The organism is Mesorhizobium sp. M0991 (genome assembly GCF_040318915.1).
Classification (GTDB): domain Bacteria; phylum Pseudomonadota; class Alphaproteobacteria; order Rhizobiales; family Rhizobiaceae; genus Mesorhizobium.
Map to the genome: position 1 here is coordinate 142,813 of NZ_JAMYNE010000002.1, position 21,151 is coordinate 163,963.

At 63.4% G+C, this 21,151-nt stretch carries 22 protein-coding genes; 13 read left to right on the top strand and 9 right to left on the bottom strand.

Going from position 1 to position 21,151, the window contains the following annotated elements; all coding sequences use genetic code 11:
- Positions 1 to 86 precede the first annotated feature (86 nt).
- Entirely contained in the window at positions 87 to 233 is a 147-nt protein-coding gene (locus NKH70_RS04475) for a hypothetical protein (RefSeq protein ID WP_352717802.1), read from the top strand.
- A gap of 52 nt (positions 234 to 285) precedes the next feature.
- On the opposite strand, the gene NKH70_RS04480 is transcribed toward NKH70_RS04475, so the two are convergent.
- The 6 genes from NKH70_RS04480 to NKH70_RS04505 all read right to left on the bottom strand — a co-directional run bounded on the left by NKH70_RS04480 (position 286) and on the right by NKH70_RS04505 (position 6,271).
- The gene (locus NKH70_RS04480; RefSeq protein WP_352717800.1) at positions 286 to 1,122 is read right to left on the bottom strand and encodes a GNAT family N-acetyltransferase; all 837 of its coding nucleotides are present in this window, start codon (positions 1,120 to 1,122) and stop codon (positions 286 to 288) included.
- A gap of 5 nt (positions 1,123 to 1,127) precedes the next feature.
- A complete protein-coding gene (locus tag NKH70_RS04485; protein WP_352717798.1) occupies positions 1,128 to 1,868 on the bottom strand; it encodes an aspartate/glutamate racemase family protein in 741 nt (246 codons plus the stop codon).
- A 2-nt stretch (positions 1,869 to 1,870) separates the two neighbouring features.
- Positions 1,871 to 2,689 (bottom strand): ABC transporter permease, encoded by an 819-nt coding sequence (locus tag NKH70_RS04490; RefSeq protein ID WP_352717797.1) that lies wholly within the window; start codon positions 2,687 to 2,689, stop codon positions 1,871 to 1,873.
- 4 nt (positions 2,690 to 2,693) lie between these two features.
- Positions 2,694 to 3,602, bottom strand: a complete 909-nt coding sequence (locus NKH70_RS04495) for an ABC transporter permease (RefSeq protein ID WP_353024847.1) — start codon at positions 3,600 to 3,602, stop codon at positions 2,694 to 2,696.
- A 254-nt stretch (positions 3,603 to 3,856) separates the two neighbouring features.
- Entirely contained in the window at positions 3,857 to 5,146 is a 1,290-nt protein-coding gene (locus NKH70_RS04500; protein WP_023716671.1) for an ABC transporter substrate-binding protein, read from the bottom strand.
- 36 nt (positions 5,147 to 5,182) lie between these two features.
- Complete coding sequence (locus NKH70_RS04505) at positions 5,183 to 6,271, bottom strand: ABC transporter ATP-binding protein (protein WP_352717795.1); 1,089 nt, start codon at positions 6,269 to 6,271, stop codon at positions 5,183 to 5,185.
- A 258-nt stretch (positions 6,272 to 6,529) separates the two neighbouring features.
- Here NKH70_RS04505 and NKH70_RS04510 point away from each other — a divergent pair, with 258 nt between their 5' ends.
- Positions 6,530 to 7,243, top strand: a complete 714-nt coding sequence (locus tag NKH70_RS04510) for a GntR family transcriptional regulator (protein ID WP_023676076.1) — start codon at positions 6,530 to 6,532, stop codon at positions 7,241 to 7,243.
- A gap of 7 nt (positions 7,244 to 7,250) precedes the next feature.
- Here the strand turns inward: NKH70_RS04510 and NKH70_RS04515 are convergent, their stop codons facing one another.
- Positions 7,251 to 8,348 carry a lactonase family protein gene (locus NKH70_RS04515; RefSeq protein ID WP_352912855.1) on the bottom strand — a complete coding sequence of 366 codons (1,098 nt, stop codon included), beginning with the start codon at positions 8,346 to 8,348 and terminating at the stop codon, positions 7,251 to 7,253.
- Positions 8,349 to 8,538: 190 nt separating this feature from the next.
- On the opposite strand from NKH70_RS04515, the gene NKH70_RS04520 reads away from it, so the two are divergent.
- The 8 genes from NKH70_RS04520 to NKH70_RS04555 are packed head-to-tail and all read left to right on the top strand — an operon-like array spanning position 8,539 to position 16,073.
- Positions 8,539 to 9,090 (top strand): MaoC family dehydratase, encoded by a 552-nt coding sequence (locus NKH70_RS04520; RefSeq protein ID WP_352660477.1) that lies wholly within the window; start codon positions 8,539 to 8,541, stop codon positions 9,088 to 9,090.
- Positions 9,091 to 9,093: 3 nt separating this feature from the next.
- Positions 9,094 to 10,254 carry a CaiB/BaiF CoA transferase family protein gene (locus NKH70_RS04525; protein WP_352912856.1) on the top strand — a complete coding sequence of 387 codons (1,161 nt, stop codon included), beginning with the start codon at positions 9,094 to 9,096 and terminating at the stop codon, positions 10,252 to 10,254.
- Positions 10,251 to 11,417: an extracellular solute-binding protein gene (locus tag NKH70_RS04530; RefSeq protein WP_352717789.1), complete on the top strand. Its 1,167-nt coding sequence runs from the start codon at positions 10,251 to 10,253 to the stop codon at positions 11,415 to 11,417. The genes NKH70_RS04525 and NKH70_RS04530 overlap by 4 nt, the downstream gene beginning before the upstream one ends.
- 21 nt (positions 11,418 to 11,438) lie before the next feature.
- Complete coding sequence (locus NKH70_RS04535; protein ID WP_353024850.1) at positions 11,439 to 12,626, top strand: ABC transporter substrate-binding protein; 1,188 nt, start codon at positions 11,439 to 11,441, stop codon at positions 12,624 to 12,626.
- 55 nt (positions 12,627 to 12,681) lie between these two features.
- A complete protein-coding gene (locus NKH70_RS04540; protein ID WP_352717787.1) occupies positions 12,682 to 13,419 on the top strand; it encodes an ATP-binding cassette domain-containing protein in 738 nt (245 codons plus the stop codon).
- A complete protein-coding gene (locus tag NKH70_RS04545) occupies positions 13,412 to 14,155 on the top strand; it encodes an ATP-binding cassette domain-containing protein (RefSeq protein ID WP_352717785.1) in 744 nt (247 codons plus the stop codon). The genes NKH70_RS04540 and NKH70_RS04545 overlap by 8 nt, the downstream gene beginning before the upstream one ends.
- Positions 14,152 to 15,102, top strand: coding sequence for an ABC transporter permease (locus NKH70_RS04550; RefSeq protein ID WP_353016356.1), 951 nt, complete (start codon positions 14,152 to 14,154; stop codon positions 15,100 to 15,102). The genes NKH70_RS04545 and NKH70_RS04550 overlap by 4 nt, the downstream gene beginning before the upstream one ends.
- Positions 15,103 to 15,107: 5 nt before the next feature.
- Positions 15,108 to 16,073 carry an ABC transporter permease gene (locus tag NKH70_RS04555; RefSeq protein ID WP_352912858.1) on the top strand — a complete coding sequence of 322 codons (966 nt, stop codon included), beginning with the start codon at positions 15,108 to 15,110 and terminating at the stop codon, positions 16,071 to 16,073.
- Positions 16,074 to 16,079: 6 nt separating this feature from the next.
- On the opposite strand, the gene NKH70_RS04560 is transcribed toward NKH70_RS04555, so the two are convergent.
- Both NKH70_RS04560 and NKH70_RS04565 read right to left on the bottom strand, forming a co-directional pair.
- Positions 16,080 to 16,916, bottom strand: coding sequence for an amidohydrolase family protein (locus NKH70_RS04560; protein ID WP_353024852.1), 837 nt, complete (start codon positions 16,914 to 16,916; stop codon positions 16,080 to 16,082).
- A gap of 67 nt (positions 16,917 to 16,983) precedes the next feature.
- Positions 16,984 to 17,772: an IclR family transcriptional regulator gene (locus tag NKH70_RS04565; RefSeq protein ID WP_352912860.1), complete on the bottom strand. Its 789-nt coding sequence runs from the start codon at positions 17,770 to 17,772 to the stop codon at positions 16,984 to 16,986.
- Positions 17,773 to 17,928: 156 nt separating this feature from the next.
- Here NKH70_RS04565 and NKH70_RS04570 point away from each other — a divergent pair, with 156 nt between their 5' ends.
- The 3 genes from NKH70_RS04570 (at position 17,929) to NKH70_RS04580 (ending at position 21,151) form a co-directional block, all read left to right on the top strand.
- Positions 17,929 to 19,245 (top strand): ABC transporter substrate-binding protein, encoded by a 1,317-nt coding sequence (locus NKH70_RS04570; RefSeq protein WP_352912861.1) that lies wholly within the window; start codon positions 17,929 to 17,931, stop codon positions 19,243 to 19,245.
- Positions 19,246 to 19,385: 140 nt separating this feature from the next.
- Positions 19,386 to 20,282, top strand: a complete 897-nt coding sequence (locus NKH70_RS04575; protein ID WP_352660447.1) for a carbohydrate ABC transporter permease — start codon at positions 19,386 to 19,388, stop codon at positions 20,280 to 20,282.
- Positions 20,283 to 20,284: 2 nt separating this feature from the next.
- A complete protein-coding gene (locus NKH70_RS04580; protein ID WP_352465970.1) occupies positions 20,285 to 21,151 on the top strand; it encodes a carbohydrate ABC transporter permease in 867 nt (288 codons plus the stop codon).

Genomic DNA, 21,151 nt, shown 5'->3' on the forward strand with positions numbered 1-21,151 from the left:
GATTACCGGGCTGATCGTGCGTGTCCGTCCGCCGTCCTGATCTCGAACTGCTAGACTCGCTCAAATCATGTTGTTAACGACAGCGGATGAAGCAGAACTATCTTTATCTCATCATCGGCGCTTTGGTCGTCGCCGTCATTGCCTTGGGCATTTACGTTTATCGCGAGGAGACTAAGCCGAAAGGCGTGGAACTTCGTATCGACGATACCGGCATTTCAGTTCAGGAAAAATAGACCACGTATTCCTGTTGCTCGACCTTGCGCGCTAGACGTCGGCTGCACCGCCTCACCCCAACTCCAGCGTCGTTATCGCAAAAACCCCGGACTGCATGAGCTGCGGCGCCCTTCCCTTGTACATTCGAGCGGTCTCGAAGCCCGGTTGAAGGCCGGCGGACGACAGCAAATCTGCAAATTGTCCGCTGGTTTCGGGAACGTCGAGATGGACGTTTCCAGGACCGGACATGTGCGCGAGCGCGGTAAAGAGATGGCTTGCCGCGTCCAGATCGTCGGCAAAGAGCGGGCCGATCTTGTAGCCGTCCCGGCATTGGCGCGCGACACCGTATCCCGCAATGGCGCCGTCCTTGATGATCGCAAGCGCCATATGCGGCGGGCGCAGCCAGTGTTCCAGGAAGGATCGCCTCGGGCCGGGAAAGAAGCGGCGGTCATAGTCCAGTATGTCCGGCACGAGCTCCGGCCCTATGGCGCGAATGTCGTTGCCGGCAGCTGCCGGGACATTGGGCGACCCCATGCACCGGACCGTCCGGTAGGCCGATGCAAAACCCATGCTGCGGTAGTTGGCCTGCTGTTCGACGACACCGTCGAGGCCGATCGTGCGGTTGCCGAGCCGCGCCATGCCGGCATCCCAGACGGCCTTACCGTGGCCTTGGCCACGCCTGTCCGGCCGGCAGATGTAGAGGCCGATGAAGCCGAAATCGTCGCCATAGGCAACGGCCGAAATACCGGCCGCCAGTTCGCCGTCGACAAAGGCGCCGATGAAGCCTTGCGGGTCGGCTGCCTGGAACAGCGCGGCGTCGCCGAGGCCGGGGTTCCAGCCTTCCGCCGCCGCCCAATCGACAAGGGTTTGCACTTCTTCAAGCGCGAGCGTTCGGATCGTTCGGGGCATTGCGATCACTCGGCGGCACCAGGCGCGAAGGATTTCAACGCGCCATGATAGGGCTTTGCCAATGGGCTTGCATAGGCGCCGCGCTTGGATGTCGTCAGGCCAAGCGCGATCAATGCCTCGGCCTGTTTCACCGCCGCGCCGACGCCGTCGACGACTGGAAGCCCGAATTCCCGCTGCAGCGCCGCCGCCAGATCGGCCATGCCGGCGCAGCCGAGCACGATCGCCTCGGCGCGATCCTCGTCTATGGCGCGCGCAATCTCGTTGCGCAGCCTGGGGAGTGCGCCGGACGCCGGATCTTCGAGGGCAAGAACCGGGATATCGGCAGCGCGCACGCGCGCGCGCCCCGCCATGCCATAGCGCTGCACCAGCCCTTCGACCGGCACGCGCGAACGTCCAGTGGTGGTGACGACGGTAAAGCGCTGGGCGATGAACGAGGCCGTGCTGAGCGATGCCTCGCAAATGCCGATGACCGGAATGTTGGCCATGGCGCGCGCGGCATCGAGGCCGGTGTCGTCGAAACAGGCAATGATCGCAGCCTGTGCGCCCGAGCGTTCGCCGGCAGCGATCTCCACCAGCAGGCCGGGCACGGCAAGTGCTTCATCGTAATAGCCTTCGATCGACACCGGTCCCATCGACGAGGTGACGGCAACGATCGTCGTCGATTGAGCAGCGACCGATCGGGCCGCCGCCGCAATAGTCTCGGTCATGCTGGCGGTGGTGTTCGGATTGACGACGAGGATCTGCACTGTCAGGCACGCTCGCGGCGGCGGCCGACATAGACGATCGCGCCGAGCGTCAGCAAGATCACCAGGAAGGAAAACACGGTCGTCACTGTGCCCAGCGCATAGAGCACCGGTGTCGTCACATTGGTCGTCATGCCGTAGATTTCGAGCGGCAGCGTGTTGAACGTGCCCGAGGTCATCAGCGTGCGGGCGAACTCGTCATATGACAGAGTGAAGCCGAACAGGCCGACGCCGATCAGGCTGGGTGCGATCATCGGCAACACGACATGGGCGAAGGTTTGCCAGGACGATGCTCCGAGATCCCGCGCGGCTTCCTCATAGGCCGGCGAGAACCGGTTGAAGACAGCAAACATGATCAGCACGCCGAAAGGCAAGGTCCAGGTCAGATGGGCGCCGAAAGCGGACGTGTACCAGGCGGGGCGGAAGCCGATCTGCTGGAAGACGACGCCAATGCCGAGGCTGATGATGATCGAGGGCACGACGAGGCTGGCGACGGCCAGATAGAACAGTGCGGTTGCGCCGCGAAATTTCTGCCGGAAGGCGAGGCCGGCAAGCAACGACACGACAACAGTCACCACCATCACCATCAGGCCAAGGACGAGCGAGCGCCTGAAGCTGCCGCCGAAGTCGCCGACCGCCTGGCGCTCGAACAGGTTGGCAAACCAGTGCAGCGAGACGCCGTTCAGCGGGAATGTCAGACCGCCATTCTCGCCCTGGAAAGAGAGGATCAGGATCGCCGAAAGCGGGCCGTAGAGGAACAGCACGAAAAGCGCGAAGAACGCCGCCAACACATAGAATTCAAGGCTGCGCTTGTCGCGGCTCATGGCCTCACAGCTCCTTGCGAATGTCGACGATGCGCAGGATACCCGCGACCATCAGCAGCACCAGCACCAAGAGCACGACGGCGTTGGCAGCCGCCGCCGGATACTGCAGCAGCGACATCTGGTTCTTCATCATTAGCGCGACGGAGGCGCTCTGCCCGCCGGACATCACCTGCACCGTCGAAAAGTCGGCCATCACCAGCGTCACGACGAAGATGGTGCCGATCGCCATGCCGGGCTTGGCGAGCGGAATGACGACGTTCCAGAGAACCTGCCAGCCGGAAGCGCCGGCATCGCGTGCGGCTTCGATCAGCGACTTGTCTATGCGCATCAGCGTGTTGAAGATCGGCGTCACCATGAACAGCGTGTAGAGATGCACCATGGCCAGAACCACGGCGAATTCGGAATAGAGCAGCCACTCAATCGGCTTCGGGATCAGCCCCATTTGCACCAGCGTCGAGTTGACCAGGCCGTTGCGGCCAAGCACGGGAATCCACGAGATCATGCGGATGATGTTGGAGGTCAGGAACGGCACCGTGCAGACAAGGAACAGCACCATCTGCATGGCCGTGGTCCTGATGTGGAAGGCGAGGAAACAGGCGACCCAGAAACCGATGAACAGCGTCAGCGCCCAGACGATGGCGGCGTATTTCAGCGTGTTCAGGTAGGTTTTCCAGGTGACCCAGGAGCCGAGCGTGTCGGCGTAGTTGGTGGTCAGGAAATCCGGATACATCGCCGCGAAATCGTAGTCCCAGAATGAGACCACGGCGATCATCAGGATCGGCAGCAGGAGGAACGCGCCGAGGATCAGCGCCAGCGGTGCCGCCTGGAGATAGGGTGCGACGCCGGCAAAGGAGCGCTTATGTCTGGCCGGCTTTGTGGCAATGGTTGCGGGCTGATCGAGTGCCACTGTCATCTGGAACAGCCCAAAGGTGTCGCACAAGGCCGATAATCTGGCAAACCGTGATCCTTCCCACCCCCCTCTGTCCTGCCGGACATCTCCCCCGCAAGGGGGGAGATCAGCAATTTCGCCGCTGGCTCTCCTTTTGAAACCTTGGAGATTGGCGAAAGCAGAAATGACGGCGCAATCTCCCCCCTTGCGGGGGAGATGTCCGGCAGGACAGAGGGGGGTGGGAAGGAATGAGGCATCTCAGTTGTTGCCCGGCTGCATCAAGCAGCGATGAACTCGTTCCAGCGCTTCACCATGTAGCGGTCTTCGTCCATGACCGAGTTCCAGCAGGCGACCTTGCCCATGCGCTCTTCGAACGAGCCGCCGTCACGCACGGCGCCGGCCTTTTCCATGACCTTGCCGTCCGGCGACAGGATATCGCCCTTTGCCGGCTTGCCTTCGATCCAGTAGCCCCACTCGTCCTCGGACATGAACTTCTTGGCCGACACCATGTTGGCCGAGTAATAGCCCTGGCGGTTGAGATAGCCGCCAACCCAGCCGGACGTGTACCAGTTGATGTATTCATAGGCGGCATCGAGTTCGGCGCCGGAGAGATGGGCTGCCAGGCCAAGCCCGCCACCCCAGGACCGGTAGCCTTCCTTGAGCGGCTGGAACCGGCACGCGATGCCCTTGGAGCGGACCGCGGCCACGGCCGGCGACCACATCGACTGGATCACCACTTCGCCTGAAGCCATCAGGTTGACGCTTTCGTCGAAGGACTTCCAGAAGGCACGGAACTGGCCGTCCTGCTTGGCCTTGATCAGGAAGTCGATTGTCTTGTCGATCTCCTCCTTGGTCATGTTGCCCTTGTCGGCATATTTGATATTGCCTGTGGCTTCCATGATCATTGCCGCATCCATGATGCCGATCGACGGGATGTTGAGGATAGCGGTCTTGCCCTTGAAGGCAGGATCCATGATGTCGGCCCAGGTGGTGATGTCACGGCCGACGAGGTCGGGGCGGATGCCAAGCGTATCGGCATTGTAGATCGTCGGCACCATGGTGAACCAATTGGTCGGTGCCTTGGCGAAGACCTTGCTGTCCTGCGCCTCGACGTAACCGACCGTATGCGGCGCGGTGCCCTGGGCGATGACGCTGTCCGGCGTCAGCTTGCCGGTTTTGAACAGCGGCACGAGCTCGTCGTAATATTTCAGCTTGGTGACATCCATCGGCTGCAGGACGCCTGTCGGGAACACCTTCTTGCAGATCCAGTATTCGATGTCGGCGATGTCGTAGCTGTCGGGCTGCGTCACGGCGCGCTGCGCGGCGGCGTCGGAATCGGTTGCCGTCATCTCCAGCGTGATGCCGAGGTCGGCTTTGCACTTGTCGGCGATGGCATTGAGGTTGGACACGCCGGTGCCGAACTGGCGCAGCGTGATGTTCGATTGCGCCCAGATGGTCGGAAAGCCTGATATGGCGCCGGAACCGGCGGCGAAACCGACGGCGGCGGCACCTGTCTTGAGCAGCGAACGACGCGATATTCCAGTCTTCTTGTCGGTGGTGTTGGTCATGTTCAGTTCCCCTGTTTTGATTGGTTATGCTGGGTTTCAGGAATCGAGACGGCCAAGGACGATCGCGTCCTCAGCGTCCCAGGCGATCGGCACGGCGTCGCCGACAGCAACCGGCCTGGCGAAGAAGCTGGTGTCGTCGACGATCACCGTGAAATCCTCGATGCCGGCGCCATTGACCGAGAGCTTCACGGTCGAACCGCGGTACTCGACGTTTGAAACGATGCCGGTGAAGCCGAGCCCGGCTGCCGGCGGCTCACCGATGCGCACGTGGTCGGTGCGAATGGCGATGTCGATGGGTTCCCCGGTCTCCCTGCCCTGCCCGCTCGCGGCGAGCGCGACGCCGCCGGGCACGTCGAAAACGACCATGCCGTCGCGACTGCCGCTGACGCGGCCGGAGATGACATTGTGGTCGCCCATGAAACGAGCGACGAAGGCGGTGGCCGGCCGCTCGAACACGATGCGGGGATGCGCCGCCTGCTCGATACGGCCGTCGTTCATGACCACGATCAGGTCGGCCAGTGCCATCGCCTCTTCCTGGCTGTGGGTGACGTGGACGAACGTGATGCCGAGCGACGTCTGCAGCTTCTTCAGTTCGGCCCGCATGCGGATCTTCAGGAACGGATCGAGTGCCGAGAGCGGTTCATCGAGCAACAGCGCCTCGGGATCGGTGATCAGCGCGCGGGCGAGAGCAACGCGCTGCTGCTGGCCGCCGGAAAGCTGCACCGGACGGCGGCCGGCATAGGCTTCCATCTGCATCAGCTTCAGCATGTCGAGTGCCTTGGCGCGGCGCTCCTCCTTGCCGACGCCTTTCATCTTCAGGCTGAACGCGACATTGTCGATCAGGTCGAGATGCGGAAACAGTGCGTAGGACTGGAACATCATGGCGGTGCCGCGCCTGGCCGGCGGCAGGTCGGTGACCACTGTGTTGCCGAGACGCACGTCGCCGCTCGATATGCTCTCGTGCCCGGCGATCATGCGCAGCGTCGAGGTCTTGCCACAGCCGGAGGGACCGAGCAGGCAGCAATAGGTTCCCGCAGGGATTTTCAGGCTGATCCCTTCGACAGCAGTCGTCGCGCCATAGACTTTCGAAACGGACACAATGTCGATTTCGGCGGCTTTGGACATCCAGCTTCCCCTTTGGTCGGATTAGCCAAAGCATCATGCGTGCCAGTTGCGCGCCGCCGCACCAACCGACTGAATCCTCGAAGAAATCGGGGCTGCATCTACGTGGCTGCCGATACGGCATCCTTGTGCAATGCACAAATTATAGGCGATTGCCGCCGATCCTCGCAAAAATCGTATGCAATCTTTTTCATCCCTGTATTCACTTTGTCTCTCGTCCAAGCGATGCGATTCAGGGTAGAAGTACGCAGGATCACCGCCATGAACATTGCCGACCAGACTTTCCCTGCTATCGAGGCCGCCAACGAGGATCGCGCGCAGGCGATCCGCGACCAGTTGCGCGACGCGATCGTCGATCGCCGGCTGGCGCCGGGAACCAAGCTTTCCGAAGGCGAAGTCGGCACGCTGTTCGATGTCAGTCGCACCGTGGCGCGCGCCGCACTGCAGATGCTTTCCTTCGAGGGATTGGTGCGTACCGAGCGCAATCGCGGCGCCTTCGTCGCCAATCCGTCGCCGGAGGAGGCGCGGCAGGTTTTTGCTTCGCGCCGCCTCATCGAACCAGGCATCGCGATTGCCGCCGCCGGACGGATGACGCCGGCACATGTCGCCGCGTTCAAGGCCCAGCTCGACGAAGAAGGCCGTTTCATCGCCGAACGCGGACCGAACGCAAGGCGATCGGAGATCAAGGCGTCGGGGGATTTTCACCTGCTTCTGGCGTCGGTCGCGGGAAACGTCATCCTGCAGCGCTTCATGGAGGAGCTGGTCGCTCGTTCATCGCTGGTGATCGCACTCTATGGCCGCTCGGGCATCTCGAGCTGCGGCCACAACGAACACACGCAGATCCTCGAGGCGCTGGAAAATGGCAATGCCGAACGCGCCAGCGCGCTGATGCTGCACCACATCGACCATATCGAAGCCGACCTCGATCTGCGCGTCAGGAGCGGCCCGGCACTCAGGCAGGCGCTCGAGTTCTGAGATCACGTCAACGCACGATCCTCACGCACATCGGTGTGCCGATGTCGATGGAGCGGCCGGTGTCGCTCAGCCGGCCGGTTGCGGCATCACGGGCGAAAATCGAGATGCGGTCGGCATTCTGGTTGGCCGAGAACAGATGGCCGCCCGAGGGCGTCAGTGCCAGATTGCGCGGCGTGGCACCGCCGCAAGGCGTATAGCCGACAAGGGCAAGCCTGCCGGTTTGCTGGTCGATCGAAAACACCACTATGCTGTCATGGCCGCGGTTGGAGCCGTAGAGAAAGCGGCCGTCAGGCGAGATCTGGATGTCGGCGCAGTGATTGCCGTCGCGCGCCTCGGGCGGCACGGCCGGCTTGCTGTCGATCACCGTAAGCTTGCCTGATCCTTCGTCCAGCGCAAGCGAGACGACCGTCGAATCCAGCTCGTTCATGACGAACACGAAGCGGCCGCCCGGATGCAGCGCCAAATGGCGCGGACCCGCGCCCGGCGCAAGCTCCGACTCGGCGAGCTTCGTCAGGCTGCCGTCTGGCCCGATGCGGTAGGACACCAGCCGGTCGATGCCGAGGTCGGCGACGATCGCCATGCCGCCGGAAAGCGTCTCGGTTACGCTATGGGCATGCGGCCGCTCCTGGCGGGCCGGGTCCGGTCCGGTCCCGCTATGGGCAACGCTCGACAACGGCGCTGTCAGGCCGCCATTCTCACCCAACCCATAGACCACGACCGAGCGATCGGGGCCGCCCTCGCCCATGCCGTAATTGGCGACCAGCAGCTTCGTCCGGTCGCGCGTGATGGTGTTGTGCGCCGTGATGCTGCCCAGCGTCGGCTGCTTGTTGATGTAGGACAGCGTGGCGGTCTGCCTGTCGAAACGGTAGGCCGAGACCACCCCTTCGCGCCAGGTGAACACTTCTGAATTGGGATAGATGTGGGAGCCGTCCGGCGTCACCGACAGGAAGGTGGGATTGTCGATGTCTCCCGTCTCGGCCAGTTTCTTCGTCTGCAGCGTCCCTTCGTCGAAACTGTAGACACCCAGCCCGATGCCGCGCGCGCCCTGAAAATACGGGGCGTCGCGATTGAGGCTGCCGACGAAAACCAGACAGGCATTCTGCATCACTTCCTCCCTTGTTCCGCCGGCATTGGCCGCGACGGAGCAGGCAAAATTTCGCCGAGACTCGCTTGCAACACAACCCCATATGTGAAAATACTATTCACAAAAGAAGATTGACGGGAGGATCGATCATGCATTTCGCTGGTCTGCGGCGCGCCCTGATGGACGATTCCCGCTCCCAGAGGAAGTCGTCATGAGCGGCTTCGCGCCGACCGTTGGCGTGGCATCGACACACCCCGCCAACATGCCTAGGGATCACGCCGACCTTCCCGTCTGGAACGCGGAGAACTGGTTCTACGAAGACTGGCCGGTCGGCCAGAAGATCCGTTCGCTGCGCCGGACCATTGCCGAGGGCGACAGCCATCTCTTCAACACGCTGGTGCTCGACATCCATCCATACGTGCAGGACCAGATGTTTGCCGAAACGGAAGGCATTTTCGGCAAGCGGCTGGTCGCTGGCGCCTTCGTGTTCTCGGCCGGGCTCGGGCTCGTCGCCACCAATTGCATCAACGCCTTTTCGTATGGCTACGACAAATTGCGCTTCATCAAGCCGGTGTTCATCGGCGACACGATTTATTCGATCCGCTCCAACCTCGACAAGAAGCCAAAATACAAGGAGATGGGGCTGATCCGCGCCAGCTATGAAGTCTTCAAGGGTGAAGGCGAGCTCGTGCTTTATTGCGAGCACCTGCAGACGGTGAAGTACCGCAATCCGGCCGATTTCGCCGGCAAGACGGAGAAATAGGCAATGGCTGCCATTGCCGAACTGCCGCTGACCGGGCTCATCGTTGTCGATATGAGCCAGTTCCTGTCCGGGCCCTACTGCTCGCTCAGACTGCTCGACCTCGGCGCCCGCGTCATCAAGATCGAACGGCCGGATGGCGGCGACCTGTCGCGCCGGCTCTATCTCAGCGACACCGAGATCGGCGGCGATTCCACCATTTTCCATGCGATCAACCGCGCCAAGGAAAGCCTTGCAATCGACTTGAAGGACGAGGCCGATCTTGCGGCACTGCGCGGCCTGCTGGCCAAGGCCGACGTGCTGATCCAGAATTTCAGGCCCGGCGTCATCGAACGACTGGGCTTCGATTACGAGGCGGTGCGCAAGATCAATCCGCGCCTGGTCTATGCCTCGATCAGTGGCTACGGCGAGGAAGGCCCGTGGGTCAAGCGGCCCGGGCAGGATCTGCTGGCGCAGGCCCGCTCCGGCGTGATGTGGCTGAACGGCGACGAGGACCAAGGGCCGGTGCCCTTCGGCCTGGCGATCGCCGATATGCTGGCGGGCTCCGCCGCCGCGCAAGGCATTCTCGCGGCACTGGTGCGGCGCGGCGTGACCGGCAAGGGCAGCCATGTCGAGACCAGCCTGCTCGAAGCGCTGGTCGACTTCCAGTTCGAGGTGCTGACCACGCATCTCAATGACGGGCGCCGGCTGCCGCGGCGGTCGAGCTTCCGCAGCGCGCACGCCTATCTCTCTGCGCCCTATGGCGTCTATCCGGCCAAGGGCGGTTATCTGGCGATCGCGATGACACCGATCTCGAAACTCGCCGATCTCCTCGGGCTCGAGGAGCTTGCGCCCTATCGCGACCAGCCGTCGACCTGGTTCACCGCCCGCGACGAGATCAAGGCGATCATCGCGCAAAAAATCGCGACCAGGACGGTCGATGAGTGGCTCGGTATCCTCGAGCCCGCCGACATCTGGTGCGCCAAGGTTTTGACCTGGCCGGAAATGATGGCCAGCGAAGGCTTCCAGGTCCTCGACATGTTGCAGACGGTGACGCGCGAGGATGACGTTTCGATCCTCACCACGCGCTCGCCGCTCAGGGTCGACGGCATCCGCGCCAAGGTCGAGCGGGCCGCGCCACGCATCGGCGAGCACAGCGCAAAAATCCGCGAGGAATTCGGGCTGTGAGCGACGTCACGCTCAAAGGCATGACCTGGAGCCATCCGCGCGGCTATGACCCAATGGTCGCCTGTTCGGCGCTGTGGAAGGAACGGACCGGCGCCACTATCGAATGGGACAAGCGCTCGCTGCAGGATTTCGAATCCTTCCCGGTCGAGGAACTGGCCCGTACCTATGATCTGATCGTCATCGATCATCCGCATGTCGGCCAGATCACCGCCGAGAATTGCTTGGCGCCGCTCGATGTCGCCGGCCGGGAAGCCGAACGTGCAGCACTTGCGGCGGGCAGTGTCGGCCGGTCCTTTCCGAGCTACAACTGGCAAGGCCGGCAGTGGGCGTTTCCGATCGACGCGGCCAGCCAGGTGCAGGCATGGCGGCCCGACATGCTTTCGGCTGCGCCGGCGAGCTGGGCCGATGCGCTCGATCTGGCGCGGCAAGGCCGCGTGTTGTTGCCGCTGAGGCCGCCGCATTCGCTGATGGTGTTCTACACGCTTGCCGGCAATCTCGGCCGGCCCGCCGGTGAAGGCCCTGGCGACCATGTGGATCCGGCAACGGGCAAGCAAGTCTTCGAGATGATGCGCGAGATCGCGGCCCTCGTCGACCCGGCCTGTCTTGACATGGATCCGATCGCGGTTCTGGAGCAAATGGCCGGATCCGTCTCGCGGATCGCCTGCGCACCGCTGATCTATGGCTATGTCTCCTATGCCATCGCCGGGTTTCGAGCCAACCGCCTCGCTTTCGCGGATATCCCGGCCGCGGGCAATGCCGGCCCCAAAGGCTCGGCGCTCGGCGGGACCGGCATTGCCGTGTCGGCGTTTTCGAAGGCCAGGCAGGCAGCAATCGACTTCGCTTACTGGATCACCAGCGGCGAGGTGCAGCGCGGCCCCTATGCGTCGGCCGGCGGCCAGCCCGGCCACGCCGCGGCCTGGGAGGATGCCGCCGTCAATGCAGCCACCGGCAATTTCTACAAGGACACGCGGGCCACGCTCGAAGGTGCCTGGGTCAGGCCGCGGCACGACGGCTACATGGCGTTCCAGCAGGCGGCGTCCGATCGCATCAATCTCGGCCTGAGCGAAGGGCACAATGCCGCTCGCGTCGTTGCCGATCTCAATCGCCTGTTTCGGGAAAATCTTTCGACGCAGGTGTCCGGCGTTGCCGGCGGAGGAGCCTGAAACAACCGAACGGAGGAGAACATGAACAGCCTGATCCGCGGCCTTATGGCCGCAACCGCACTTGCATCGGTCACGACCATAGCCTGCGCTCAAGACGTTTCGGGCGTGATTGCTGGATTGCCGACCGAACTGAAGGCACAATATGACGGCGCGCCTCAGAAGGTGCTGCCGTCGGCCTGGGATAATTTCACGCCGCCGCCAAAGCCGTGGAAATGGTGTCACTCCGAGTCCTACCAGGGCAATCCGTGGCGCGTCACCGTCACCAAGGACTTGAAGCGGCTGGTCGACGGGCTGATCGCCGACGGCACCGTGGCGAGCTTCGAAGTGTCGGATTCCAACAACGACGCCAGTCAGCAGATCAACCAGATCCGCGCCTTCATCGACAAGAAATGCTCGATCATCACCTCGATCCCCGGCTCGGCGACGGCGCTGGACGATGCCATCGATGCCGCAGCCAAAGCCGGCATCCCCTTCATCACGGCAGCCGGGTCGGTGACCAGCCCGAATGCCATCAACGTCGATTCCAACTATGCGCGCTGGGGCTACGACATGATGACGGCGATCGGCAAAGCAATGCCGGACGGCGGCAGCGTGCTTCTGGTCGAAGGCATTGCCGGTCACCCGATCGTCGTGCAGGAGCGCCAGGGCGCCGACAAGGCACTGGCCGAGAACACGAAGCTCAAGGTCTCGCGCAGCGTCAACGGCAACTGGACTGCGAACGTCACCAAGACGGCGGTTCTGCAGGCGATCGCCACCAATCCGGCGCCGATCGATGCGGTGTGGACGACGGGCAGCGAAAGCCGTGTCGTTGCCGAGGCCTTTGCCGAGGCCGGCCGCCCCGCCCCACTGATCACCGGCTCGATCACCGGCGATGCGCTCGGTTACTGGAAGGCCAATCCCGACAAATACCGCTTCGAAGGCCATGCGGTGCTGCCGCACTGGACGGCCGAGACGCTGTTTCGTGTCGGCGTGCGCATGCTGGATGGACAGAAGCCCAAGCTCAACACGCTGCTGATCCCGATTCCGCCGGTGCACAATGCCGACCTCGGCGCCTGGTACAAGGACTGCATGACGCCAGACGCCGTCTCGATCTTCCCGGTCCCGCCGAAGGACCCGATGCCGGAGGAATGGCTCGATGCCTACTTCGCCAATCCGGCACCGACCAAGGGCTGGGATTATTCGAAGGTGCCGGACGCCTGCGCCAAGTAGGATATGAAAGCCGGCTCCGCACCAGCGGTGCCGGCTTTCTCCATCAGGATTGCTCATGCTGGAAGTCCAGGCCATCTCGAAACGCTACGGTGAGACGATTGCGCTGGCCGATGCCTCAATCGCATTCCGCGCCGGCACGATCCACACCATCCTGGGCGAGAATGGTTCGGGCAAGAGCACGCTGGTCAAGCTGCTGTCGGGAATCGTCCAGCCGGACAACGGCGCGATCCTGCTCGACGGAGTGCCCTTTGCCGGCCTCTCGCCGGCGGCGTTCCAGGCCGCCGGGTTCGCCACCGTGTTCCAGGAAGTGCTGATCGCGCCTGACCGTTCGGTCACCGACAACATCCTGCTCGGCCTCGACGGCCTGCTGACGCGCACCGTGCCGCGCGCCGAGCGGCGGCGATGCGCGCAAGCGGTGCTGAAGCGCTTCGCTGTGACCGAGATCCCGCTCGACCAGTTGACCGGGCAATTGCCGCTTGCGGTTCAGCAATTGGTGGTGCTCGCCCGCGCCGTGGTCCGTAGCCCGCGCATTCTCATCCTCGACGAGGTTACGGCGGCGCTCGACTTTGCCGACCGCGAGGCGGTCTTTGCCATGATGCGCAAGCTTGCCTCGGAAGGCTGCCTGATCCTGTTCATCACCCATCGCATGGACGAGGTGATGGCGCTTTCGGACCGGATTTCCGTGCTGCGCGGCGGCAGCGTGGTGACGACTGAGGAACGCGGCACGTCCACCGCATCCGAGCTTCTCAAGGCGATGGCGCCACGCACGGCGGCGGTGCTGGCGCATGGCTGATCGCGCCAGCCTTTCGGTGCGCGGCCTGGTGATCGCGCCGGGCGCAAGCCCCATGACGCAAACCATTGCGCCGGGCGAGATCGTCGGCCTTGCAGGTCTCGACGGCCATGGACAGGAGCGGTTCCTGAAAGTGCTAGCCGGTCTGGAACGCTCGGCTGGCGGCGAGGTGACCGTCGAGGCGCCAACCGGAGCGCGCGCGATCACCAATTTCCGCAAGGCGGTCGCCGGCGGCATCGCCTATTTGCCGCGCGACCGGCGCACCACCGGCATTTTTCCGACCCAATCGGTGCTCGACAATTTTGCCGTCTCGACGCTGTCGCGCGATATGCGTTTTGGCCTGCTCAGCTTCGCCGCGCGGCGGCAGCGCTATGAGAGCTATCGGGACAGACTGTCGATCATCGCGCCACGGCCGGACGCCCCGATCACCACGCTTTCCGGTGGCAACCAGCAGAAAATCCTGCTGGCCCGTGCACTGGCGCTGGAACCGGCGATCCTGCTGCTCAATGATCCCACGCGTGGTGTCGACGTGGCGACGCGCCATGTCCTTTATGACGTGTTCCGCAGCCTTGCGGCGGACGGGATGGCGCTTGTCATCCTGTCGAGCGAGATCGAGGAGATCCTGCTGCTTTGCCATCGCGTGCTGGTGTTCCGCGAACAGCAGGTGGCGGCTGAAATCACCGGAGACGCGATGAAAAGCGATGCGGTGATCGCCGCCATGTTCGGTCGCGCCGCATGAGCGGGTTGCGGCGCATGGCGGCGCGATGGCGCGGCGCTGGCTTTGCGACAGTGCTGCTGGCGATCCTGATCGCGGTCAATCTGCTGCTCAATCCGGCGCGCTTCCAGCCTGCCGCCTGGGGCGCGCTGATCGGGCTCGCCGCGCCGCTGATCGGCGCAGCGCTCGCCTCGGCTCCTGTGATCCTCGCCGGGCGCGGCGGCATCGACATTTCCGTCGGGCCGCTGATGGGCTTCGTCAATGCGATGGTGATCCAGCTGCTGTTTCTCAGGCTTGGCATGTCTTCGCCGCTGGTCATCGTGCCGGCGGCGCTTCTGATCGGCGCGATCGTCGGCGCCGCCAACGGCGTTCTGGCGACCATCGTCCGCATCCAGCCGATCGTTGCGACGCTCGGCACCTATCTGATCCTCACCGGCATGACGCTGACCATCCTGCCGGCGCCGATCGGGCCGGCGCCGGGCTGGCTGAAGGCGATGGCTGGACCCTGGTCGGCACTGCCGCTGGCGCTGATCTTCCTGTTCTGGTGGCTGGTGCGGCAGACGCCTTATTACGACCAGCTGATGGCGGTGGGCAGCGACGACCGCGCCGCTTACACGGCCGGCGTTCCAGTCACCAAAGTGCGTTTCATCGCCTATGTCATGACCGGCATACTTGCCGCCTGTGCCGGCCTGATGCTGACCGCCTTGATCGGTTCGGCCGACCCCAATATCGGGCCAACCTACACGCTGATAGCGATTGCCGCGGTGGCGCTCGGCGGCGTCAGTCTTGCCGGCGGACGCGGCGGGCTCGCCGGGGCCGCGATCGGCGCTATCGACATCTTCCTGCTGCAGAGCGTGCTGACCGCCTTCAACGTCTCCACCTATGTGCTGCAGATCGCCTATGGCGCGATCCTGGTTGTGGCCGTGATCATGACGGCGCTGCAGGAGCGGCTATCAGGGCGGAAAGGCTGAGAAGCATGCGCCAGACCTGGTTCCAATCCACCAATGCCCGCGTCGCCGGTGCCTTTGCCGTCGCTGTCGCCTTGCATCTCCTTGGCACCTTGCTCATTCCGGGCTACTCCCAGCCCTTCGCCATTCGGGCACTGTTGGTGATCGCCTCGCTGCTGGCGGTGGCATCGATCGGCCAGACCCTCGTCGTCATTCTCGGCGGCATCGATCTGTCGATCCCGTTCATCATCGGCTTTGCCAATGTCGTTGCCGCACAGCTCTACGGCGGCGGCTGGAATTTTGCTCTTGTCTGCGCGGTCGTCGTCGCGCTCGCCATACTGATCGGGGCGCTGAACGGCCTGATCTCGCGCGGGCTCGATATCCACCCGCTGATCGTGACGCTCGGCGTCGGCATGATCGTGCAAGGTGCTGTCCTGTTGTGGACCGGCGGCTTTCCATCCGGATCGGCGCCTGCAGCGGTTTCCGCCTTCGTTTCGATTGGCGGTTCGGTCGGACCGCTGCCGGTGCCGGGGCTGGTGCCATGCGTCGCGGTGCTGACCTTGCTGGTGGCGCTGGTGCTGGCGCGCACGCCATACGGCCGCCGTCTCTATGCGCTGGGCAGCAACCCAGGTGCTGCGCCGCTGGCGCTGATCGATCCAGTCCGAATGTGGACGGTCACCTATGCCGCGAGCGCCTTCTTTGCCGCCGCGGCCGGCGTGCTGCTGCTCGGCTTCACCGGCTCCGCCTATGGCGATGTCGGCCAACCCTATCTGTTCCAGACGATTGCGGCAGTGGTGGTCGGCGGCGCCGCCCTTGTCGGCGGCCGCGGCAGCTATTTCGGCACCGTTGCCGGCGTGCTGGTGCTGACGGAGATCAACACGCTGCTGATCGGCCTCGGCTTCCGGCCCTCGACGGTGCAGGCGGCACTTGGCCTGGTCATCGTGCTCCTGGTTTCGCTCTACGGCCGCGAGCGGCACGTGTCGGCGACCATCTGAGCCGGCCTACAAACTCCACAGCCGCTTGGCGTTGCCGGAGAGCAGCTTTCGCCGTTCATCGGTGCTGGTGCCGGCAAGCAGCGCGTGCGTTGCCGCAATCCAGGTCGCAAGCCCGCCGCCGAGCGTGCAGACCGGCCAGTCGCTCCCCCAGACGACGCGGTCCCAGCCGAAACATTCGATGGTGTGCTCGACATAGGAACGCAGCGTTTCGACAGTCCAGGATCCGGCATCCGCATAGGCGACCACACCGGAAATTTTGCCGACGACGTTCGGTCGCCGCGCGATCTCTGCCATATGCTCGCGCCAGGGGTGCTCGGCACCACCGTTGATGTCGGGCACGCCGCAATGGTCGAGCACGAACTGCACGTCCGGCGCGAGGTCGGCGAGTGCGATCGCCTTGGGGATCTGGTGGGGCAGAACGACGAGGTCGAAGGTCAGGCCGCTGCCGGCTAGCCGCTTGATGTTTTCGCGGAACAGCGCGCCTTCCGAGAGCTCATCCGGCATGACGTGCAGCACCCGGCGAAAGCCTTTGACGAAAGGATCGGCGCGCTGGCGCTCGAGATAAGCGGCAAAGCCTGGCTCTTCCGGACGGCAGGAGGCAATCGCTCCCCTCAGCAAACTGCCCTTTTGCTGCGAGAGCGCTTTGACATGGCCGGTTTCGGCCTCGATGTCTGCTGGATCGACATCGACCTCCATATGCAGTGCGCCCTCGATGCCTGCGCGGCGGGCCTGGACTGCATATTCGTCGTAGGAGAAATCGCGGTTGAGCGCCGGCACGCCGGCCAGCCAGGGATAGCGCAGCGCGGACTGGTCGATCAGGTGCAGATGAGTGTCGAAGATCATGGTGGCGCTCTCCTCCTTGGCGACGTCGAGATCATCTCACGGAGAAATTGTTCATTCAAATAAGAATTTATCTCGATTGCTTGACGGTCGATCCCGCCAGTTGCGACAGCTTTTCGGTCGCTGCCAGCAACAGCTCTATCGTCCTGGTGATGTCGGGCGCCTTGAGTGCGTTGACCAGGGTTATGTACGGGATCGACAGTGCGGCGATCGCCTTGCCGTCTGAGCCGAGAACGGGCGTCGACAGGTTGAACACGCCGGCCGTCTGCATCGACGCCATCATCTCGTAGCCGCGTTCCCTAATCTGGTCGAGGCGAGCAAAGAATTCCGGCGACTGCGGCGGCTTGTCGGTGCTGCGCAGATGTTCGGAGATCATCATCTGCCGCTCTTCCGGCGGGCGGAACGCCAGCAATACATGGCCGGACCCGGTGTCGAACAGGCTGATATGCGAGCCGACGCGGATAGAGATGCCCCAGTAATCCGGCGCTTCCTGCTGGGCAATGACCACGGCGGAACCGCGATCGAAGACGACGAGCTGATTTGCCTGCTGTGTGGTTTCGGCCAGTTCGCGCATCAGCGGCGTCGCATAGGAAACCAGCCGGCGCACCGGCGCGTGCAGCTGCGTCAGGCCAAACAGCTTGAGCGTCAGCGAATAGCGGTCGCCATCGGGACGCGTGACGTAGCCGCGCCGCACCAGCCGATCCAGCATGCGGTAGAACTCATTCGGGCTGCGGTCGAGTTTCTTGGCGATTTCCGCCTGCGTCAGGCCGCCGTCGACGCCGGCCAGCAGCTCGAGGATGTCGAGCCCCTTGTCCAACGCCGGGGCTCGATAGCGCTCGTCTTCCTCGTCCTCTGCCATTGGGCTTCTCCAGTGAATTTCACATTTCATATACGCATAACGGTTGCTTCCGGAAGAACTTTCGGCTTGACGATCCTATAAATGTTTTGTTTGTATATGAATGAAGCTGCCGATCGACCCCACTATGGATCGACGCAGACACTTGGGAGGATACCAATGACGAAACTGTTTTGCGGCCTGTCGGCCGGCGCAACGCTGCTCGCACTGGGTGCGAGTGCCCTTGCTGCCGACCTGCCCGGCAAATTCGACGGCGTCACTATCGACGCCAAGCTGATCGGCGGCCAGCAATATGAAGGGCTCTACGCGCGCATCGGCGAATGGGAAAAACTGACCGGCGCCAAGGTCAACGTGATCTCGAAGAAAAACCACTTCGAGCTCGACAAGGAGATCAAGTCGGACATCGCCTCCGGCAGCATCAACTGGTGCGTCGGCTCCAACCACTCGTCCTTCGCGCCGCAATATCCTGATATCTACACCGATCTCAACAAGCTGCTGCCGAAGGAGGAGATCGACGCCTTCGTGCCGTCGACGATCAAGGCCTCGACGCTCGAGGGCAAGCTGGTAATGCTGCCGCGCGCGCAGTTCGACGTCTCGGCGCTCTATTACCAGAAGAGCCTCTACCAGGACGAAGCCAAGAAGGCCGCCTACAAGGCCAAATACGGCAAGGACCTGACACCACCCGACACCTGGGACGAGGTCGCCCAGCAGGCGGAATTCTTCGCCAGCCCGCCCGATTTCTATGGCACCCAGTTCGCCGGCAAGGAAGAGGCGATCAACGGCCGCTTTTACGAGATGCTCATCGCCGACGGCGGCGAATACCTCGACAAGGATGGCAAGCCGGCCTTCAACTCGGAAGCCGGCGTGCACGCGCTCGACTGGTTCGTCAATCTCTATAAGGCCAAGGCGGTGCCGGCCGGCACCACCAACTATCTGTGGGACGATCTCGGCCAAGGCTTTGCCTCAGGCACCGTCGCCATCAACCTCGACTGGCCGGGCTGGGCAGGCTTCTTCAACGATCCAAAGTCGTCGAAGGTCGCCGGCAATGTCGGCGTGAAGGTGGCGCCGAAGGGATCGGCCGGCATTCGCACCGGCTGGTCGGGGCACCACGGATTTTCGGTCACCGAAAACTGCGCCAGCAAGGAAGCTGCGGCGTCGCTGGTCTGGTTCCTGACCAATGAGGACAGCCAGAAGCTCGAGGCGGCAAGCGGCCCACTGCCGACCCGCACGGCGGTGTGGGACTGGGACATCCAGCAGGCGGCCAGCGATCCCTATAAGAAGGAAGTGCTGGCGGCTTTCCAGGAAGAGGCAAAGCACGCTTTTGCCGTGCCGCAGACACCTGAATGGATCGAAATCTCCAACGCCGTCTATCCCGAATTGCAGGCCGCCATCCTTGGCGACAAGACCTCCAAGCAGGCGCTGGACGACGCTGCCGCCAAGGCCACGCAAATCCTCGAGGACGCCGGCAAGCTTTGACCATTCTCCCAAGGGGCGCTGCGCTTATCGAAGAGCGGCGCCCCGCATTTTTTTCGGACCATGCGCAACACGCTTTGTCTTGATCCCAGCTCGCCAATGGCGGCCTTCGGTGTCCGGGCGCCAACCAGAACCGGATCGACATGAAAGGCTGGAGACCCTCGCCACCATTGCTGCTCCTGCTGCCGGCGGTGATCGTGCTGGCGGCGGTGGTGGTGGTGCCGTTGCTGCTTTCGCTCTACTCCAGCTTCACGCCGTTCCGGCTGACCAGGCCGGAGACGTTCTGGGTCTTCATCGGCGCGCGCAACTACGTCGCCATCCTGACCAGCCGCGCTTTCTGGGTCGCCTTTGCCCGCACCGTGGTGCTGCTGACCGTCGCGCTCAACCTGGAAATGCTGATCGGGCTCGGGCTGGCCCTGCTGGTGGAGAAGGCATCGCGCGGCCAGCGGGTTCTGCGCACCATCATGATGTTTCCGATGATGTTTTCGCCGATCCTCGTGGGCTTCCAGTTCAAATTCATGTTCAACGACAATATCGGCCTGGTGAACAATGCCCTGCAGGGGCTCGGCCTGACCGACCGCGCCATCCCGTGGCTGATCGACGGCAATCTCGCCTTCATCGCCATCCTGATCGCCGAGATCTGGTCGTCGACCTCGGTGTTCGCGATCCTCATCCTGGCCGGGCTGCTGGCGATGCCGCGCGAACCGGTCGAGGCGGCCCGCGTCGACGGCTGCACGCCGTGGCAGACATTCCGCTATGTCACCTGGCCGTTCATCATGCCGTTTGCCTTCATCGCCATGACCATCCGTTCTCTCGACGTCGCGCGCGCCTATGACATCGTCAAGATCATGACCGACGGCGGCCCCGCCGGCCGCACCGAACTGGTCTGGACGCTCGTCGCCCGCACTGCCTACAGCGACGCCAGGATGGGAATGGCCAATGCCATGGCCTATTTCTCGATCCTGCTGTCGATCCTGTTCACCGTCTATTTCTACCGCAAGCTCGCCGCGGCGCGCACGCAGATCGCGGCGGAGTGGTGAGGATGGACCAGAACAGCCTGCATCGCGTCGGCAACAAAGCGCTCGGCATCGTTCACGGCATCGGACTGTTCCTGGCCATGCTGGTCATCTGCCTGCCCGGCATCTGGATCGTGCTGTCGTCGCTCCGGCCGACCGTCGAGATCATGGCCAAGCCGCCGGTGTGGATCCCGCAGCAACTCTCGCTCGACGCCTACATCGCCATGTTCAGCGGCGTCGGCCAGGGCGGCATTCCGGTGCTCGACTACTTCCGCAATTCGCTGATCATCTCGGTGACCTCGACGGTGATCGCCATCGTCATCGGCATGGCCGGCGGCTATGCCTTTGCGCGCTATCGCTTCCGCGCCAAATCGGCGATGTTCCTCGGCCTGATGCTGACGCGCACGGTGCCCGGCATCGCACTGTCGCTGCCGCTGTTCTTCGTCTTTGCGCGGCTCGGCATCATCGATACGCATTTCGGGCTGATCCTGGTCTATGTCGCACTCAACGTGCCCTTCACCGTCTGGCTGATCGACGGCTTTTTCCGCCAGGTGCCGAAAGACCTCGCCGAGGCGGCGCAGATCGACGGCTGCACGCGCTGGCAGGCCTTCTGGCAGGTCGAGTTTCCGCTCGCCGGCCCCGGCATCGCCTCGGCCGGCATCTTTGCCTTCCTCACCTCCTGGAACGAGTTCGCGCTCGCCTCGCAGCTGACACGCTCGATCAACTCCAAGACCCTGCCGGTCGGCCTGCTCGACTATACGGCCGAATTCACCATCGACTGGCGCGGCATGTGCGCGCTGGCCGTGGTCATGATCATACCGGCGCTCACGCTTACCTTCATCGTCCAGAAACATCTCGTCGGCGGCCTCACTTCCGGCGCGGTGAAAGGCTGA

Coding starts and splice junctions, on each gene's coding strand:
- NKH70_RS04555 (WP_352912858.1), top strand. CDS start 15,108: ATGCGCCAGACCTGGTTCCAATCCACCAATGCCCGCGTCGCCGGTGCC.
- NKH70_RS04545 (WP_352717785.1), top strand. CDS start 13,412: ATGGCTGATCGCGCCAGCCTTTCGGTGCGCGGCCTGGTGATCGCGCCG.
- NKH70_RS04550 (WP_353016356.1), top strand. CDS start 14,152: ATGAGCGGGTTGCGGCGCATGGCGGCGCGATGGCGCGGCGCTGGCTTT.
- NKH70_RS04520 (WP_352660477.1), top strand. CDS start 8,539: ATGAGCGGCTTCGCGCCGACCGTTGGCGTGGCATCGACACACCCCGCC.
- NKH70_RS04540 (WP_352717787.1), top strand. CDS start 12,682: ATGCTGGAAGTCCAGGCCATCTCGAAACGCTACGGTGAGACGATTGCG.
- NKH70_RS04580 (WP_352465970.1), top strand. CDS start 20,285: ATGGACCAGAACAGCCTGCATCGCGTCGGCAACAAAGCGCTCGGCATC.
- NKH70_RS04525 (WP_352912856.1), top strand. CDS start 9,094: ATGGCTGCCATTGCCGAACTGCCGCTGACCGGGCTCATCGTTGTCGAT.
- NKH70_RS04570 (WP_352912861.1), top strand. CDS start 17,929: ATGACGAAACTGTTTTGCGGCCTGTCGGCCGGCGCAACGCTGCTCGCA.
- NKH70_RS04510 (WP_023676076.1), top strand. CDS start 6,530: ATGAACATTGCCGACCAGACTTTCCCTGCTATCGAGGCCGCCAACGAG.
- NKH70_RS04480 (WP_352717800.1), bottom strand. CDS start 1,122: ATGCCCCGAACGATCCGAACGCTCGCGCTTGAAGAAGTGCAAACCCTT.
- NKH70_RS04500 (WP_023716671.1), bottom strand. CDS start 5,146: ATGACCAACACCACCGACAAGAAGACTGGAATATCGCGTCGTTCGCTG.
- NKH70_RS04490 (WP_352717797.1), bottom strand. CDS start 2,689: ATGAGCCGCGACAAGCGCAGCCTTGAATTCTATGTGTTGGCGGCGTTC.
- NKH70_RS04515 (WP_352912855.1), bottom strand. CDS start 8,348: ATGCAGAATGCCTGTCTGGTTTTCGTCGGCAGCCTCAATCGCGACGCC.
- NKH70_RS04505 (WP_352717795.1), bottom strand. CDS start 6,271: ATGTCCAAAGCCGCCGAAATCGACATTGTGTCCGTTTCGAAAGTCTAT.
- NKH70_RS04575 (WP_352660447.1), top strand. CDS start 19,386: ATGAAAGGCTGGAGACCCTCGCCACCATTGCTGCTCCTGCTGCCGGCG.
- NKH70_RS04560 (WP_353024852.1), bottom strand. CDS start 16,916: ATGATCTTCGACACTCATCTGCACCTGATCGACCAGTCCGCGCTGCGC.
- NKH70_RS04535 (WP_353024850.1), top strand. CDS start 11,439: ATGAACAGCCTGATCCGCGGCCTTATGGCCGCAACCGCACTTGCATCG.
- NKH70_RS04565 (WP_352912860.1), bottom strand. CDS start 17,772: ATGGCAGAGGACGAGGAAGACGAGCGCTATCGAGCCCCGGCGTTGGAC.
- NKH70_RS04475 (WP_352717802.1), top strand. CDS start 87: ATGAAGCAGAACTATCTTTATCTCATCATCGGCGCTTTGGTCGTCGCC.
- NKH70_RS04495 (WP_353024847.1), bottom strand. CDS start 3,602: ATGACAGTGGCACTCGATCAGCCCGCAACCATTGCCACAAAGCCGGCC.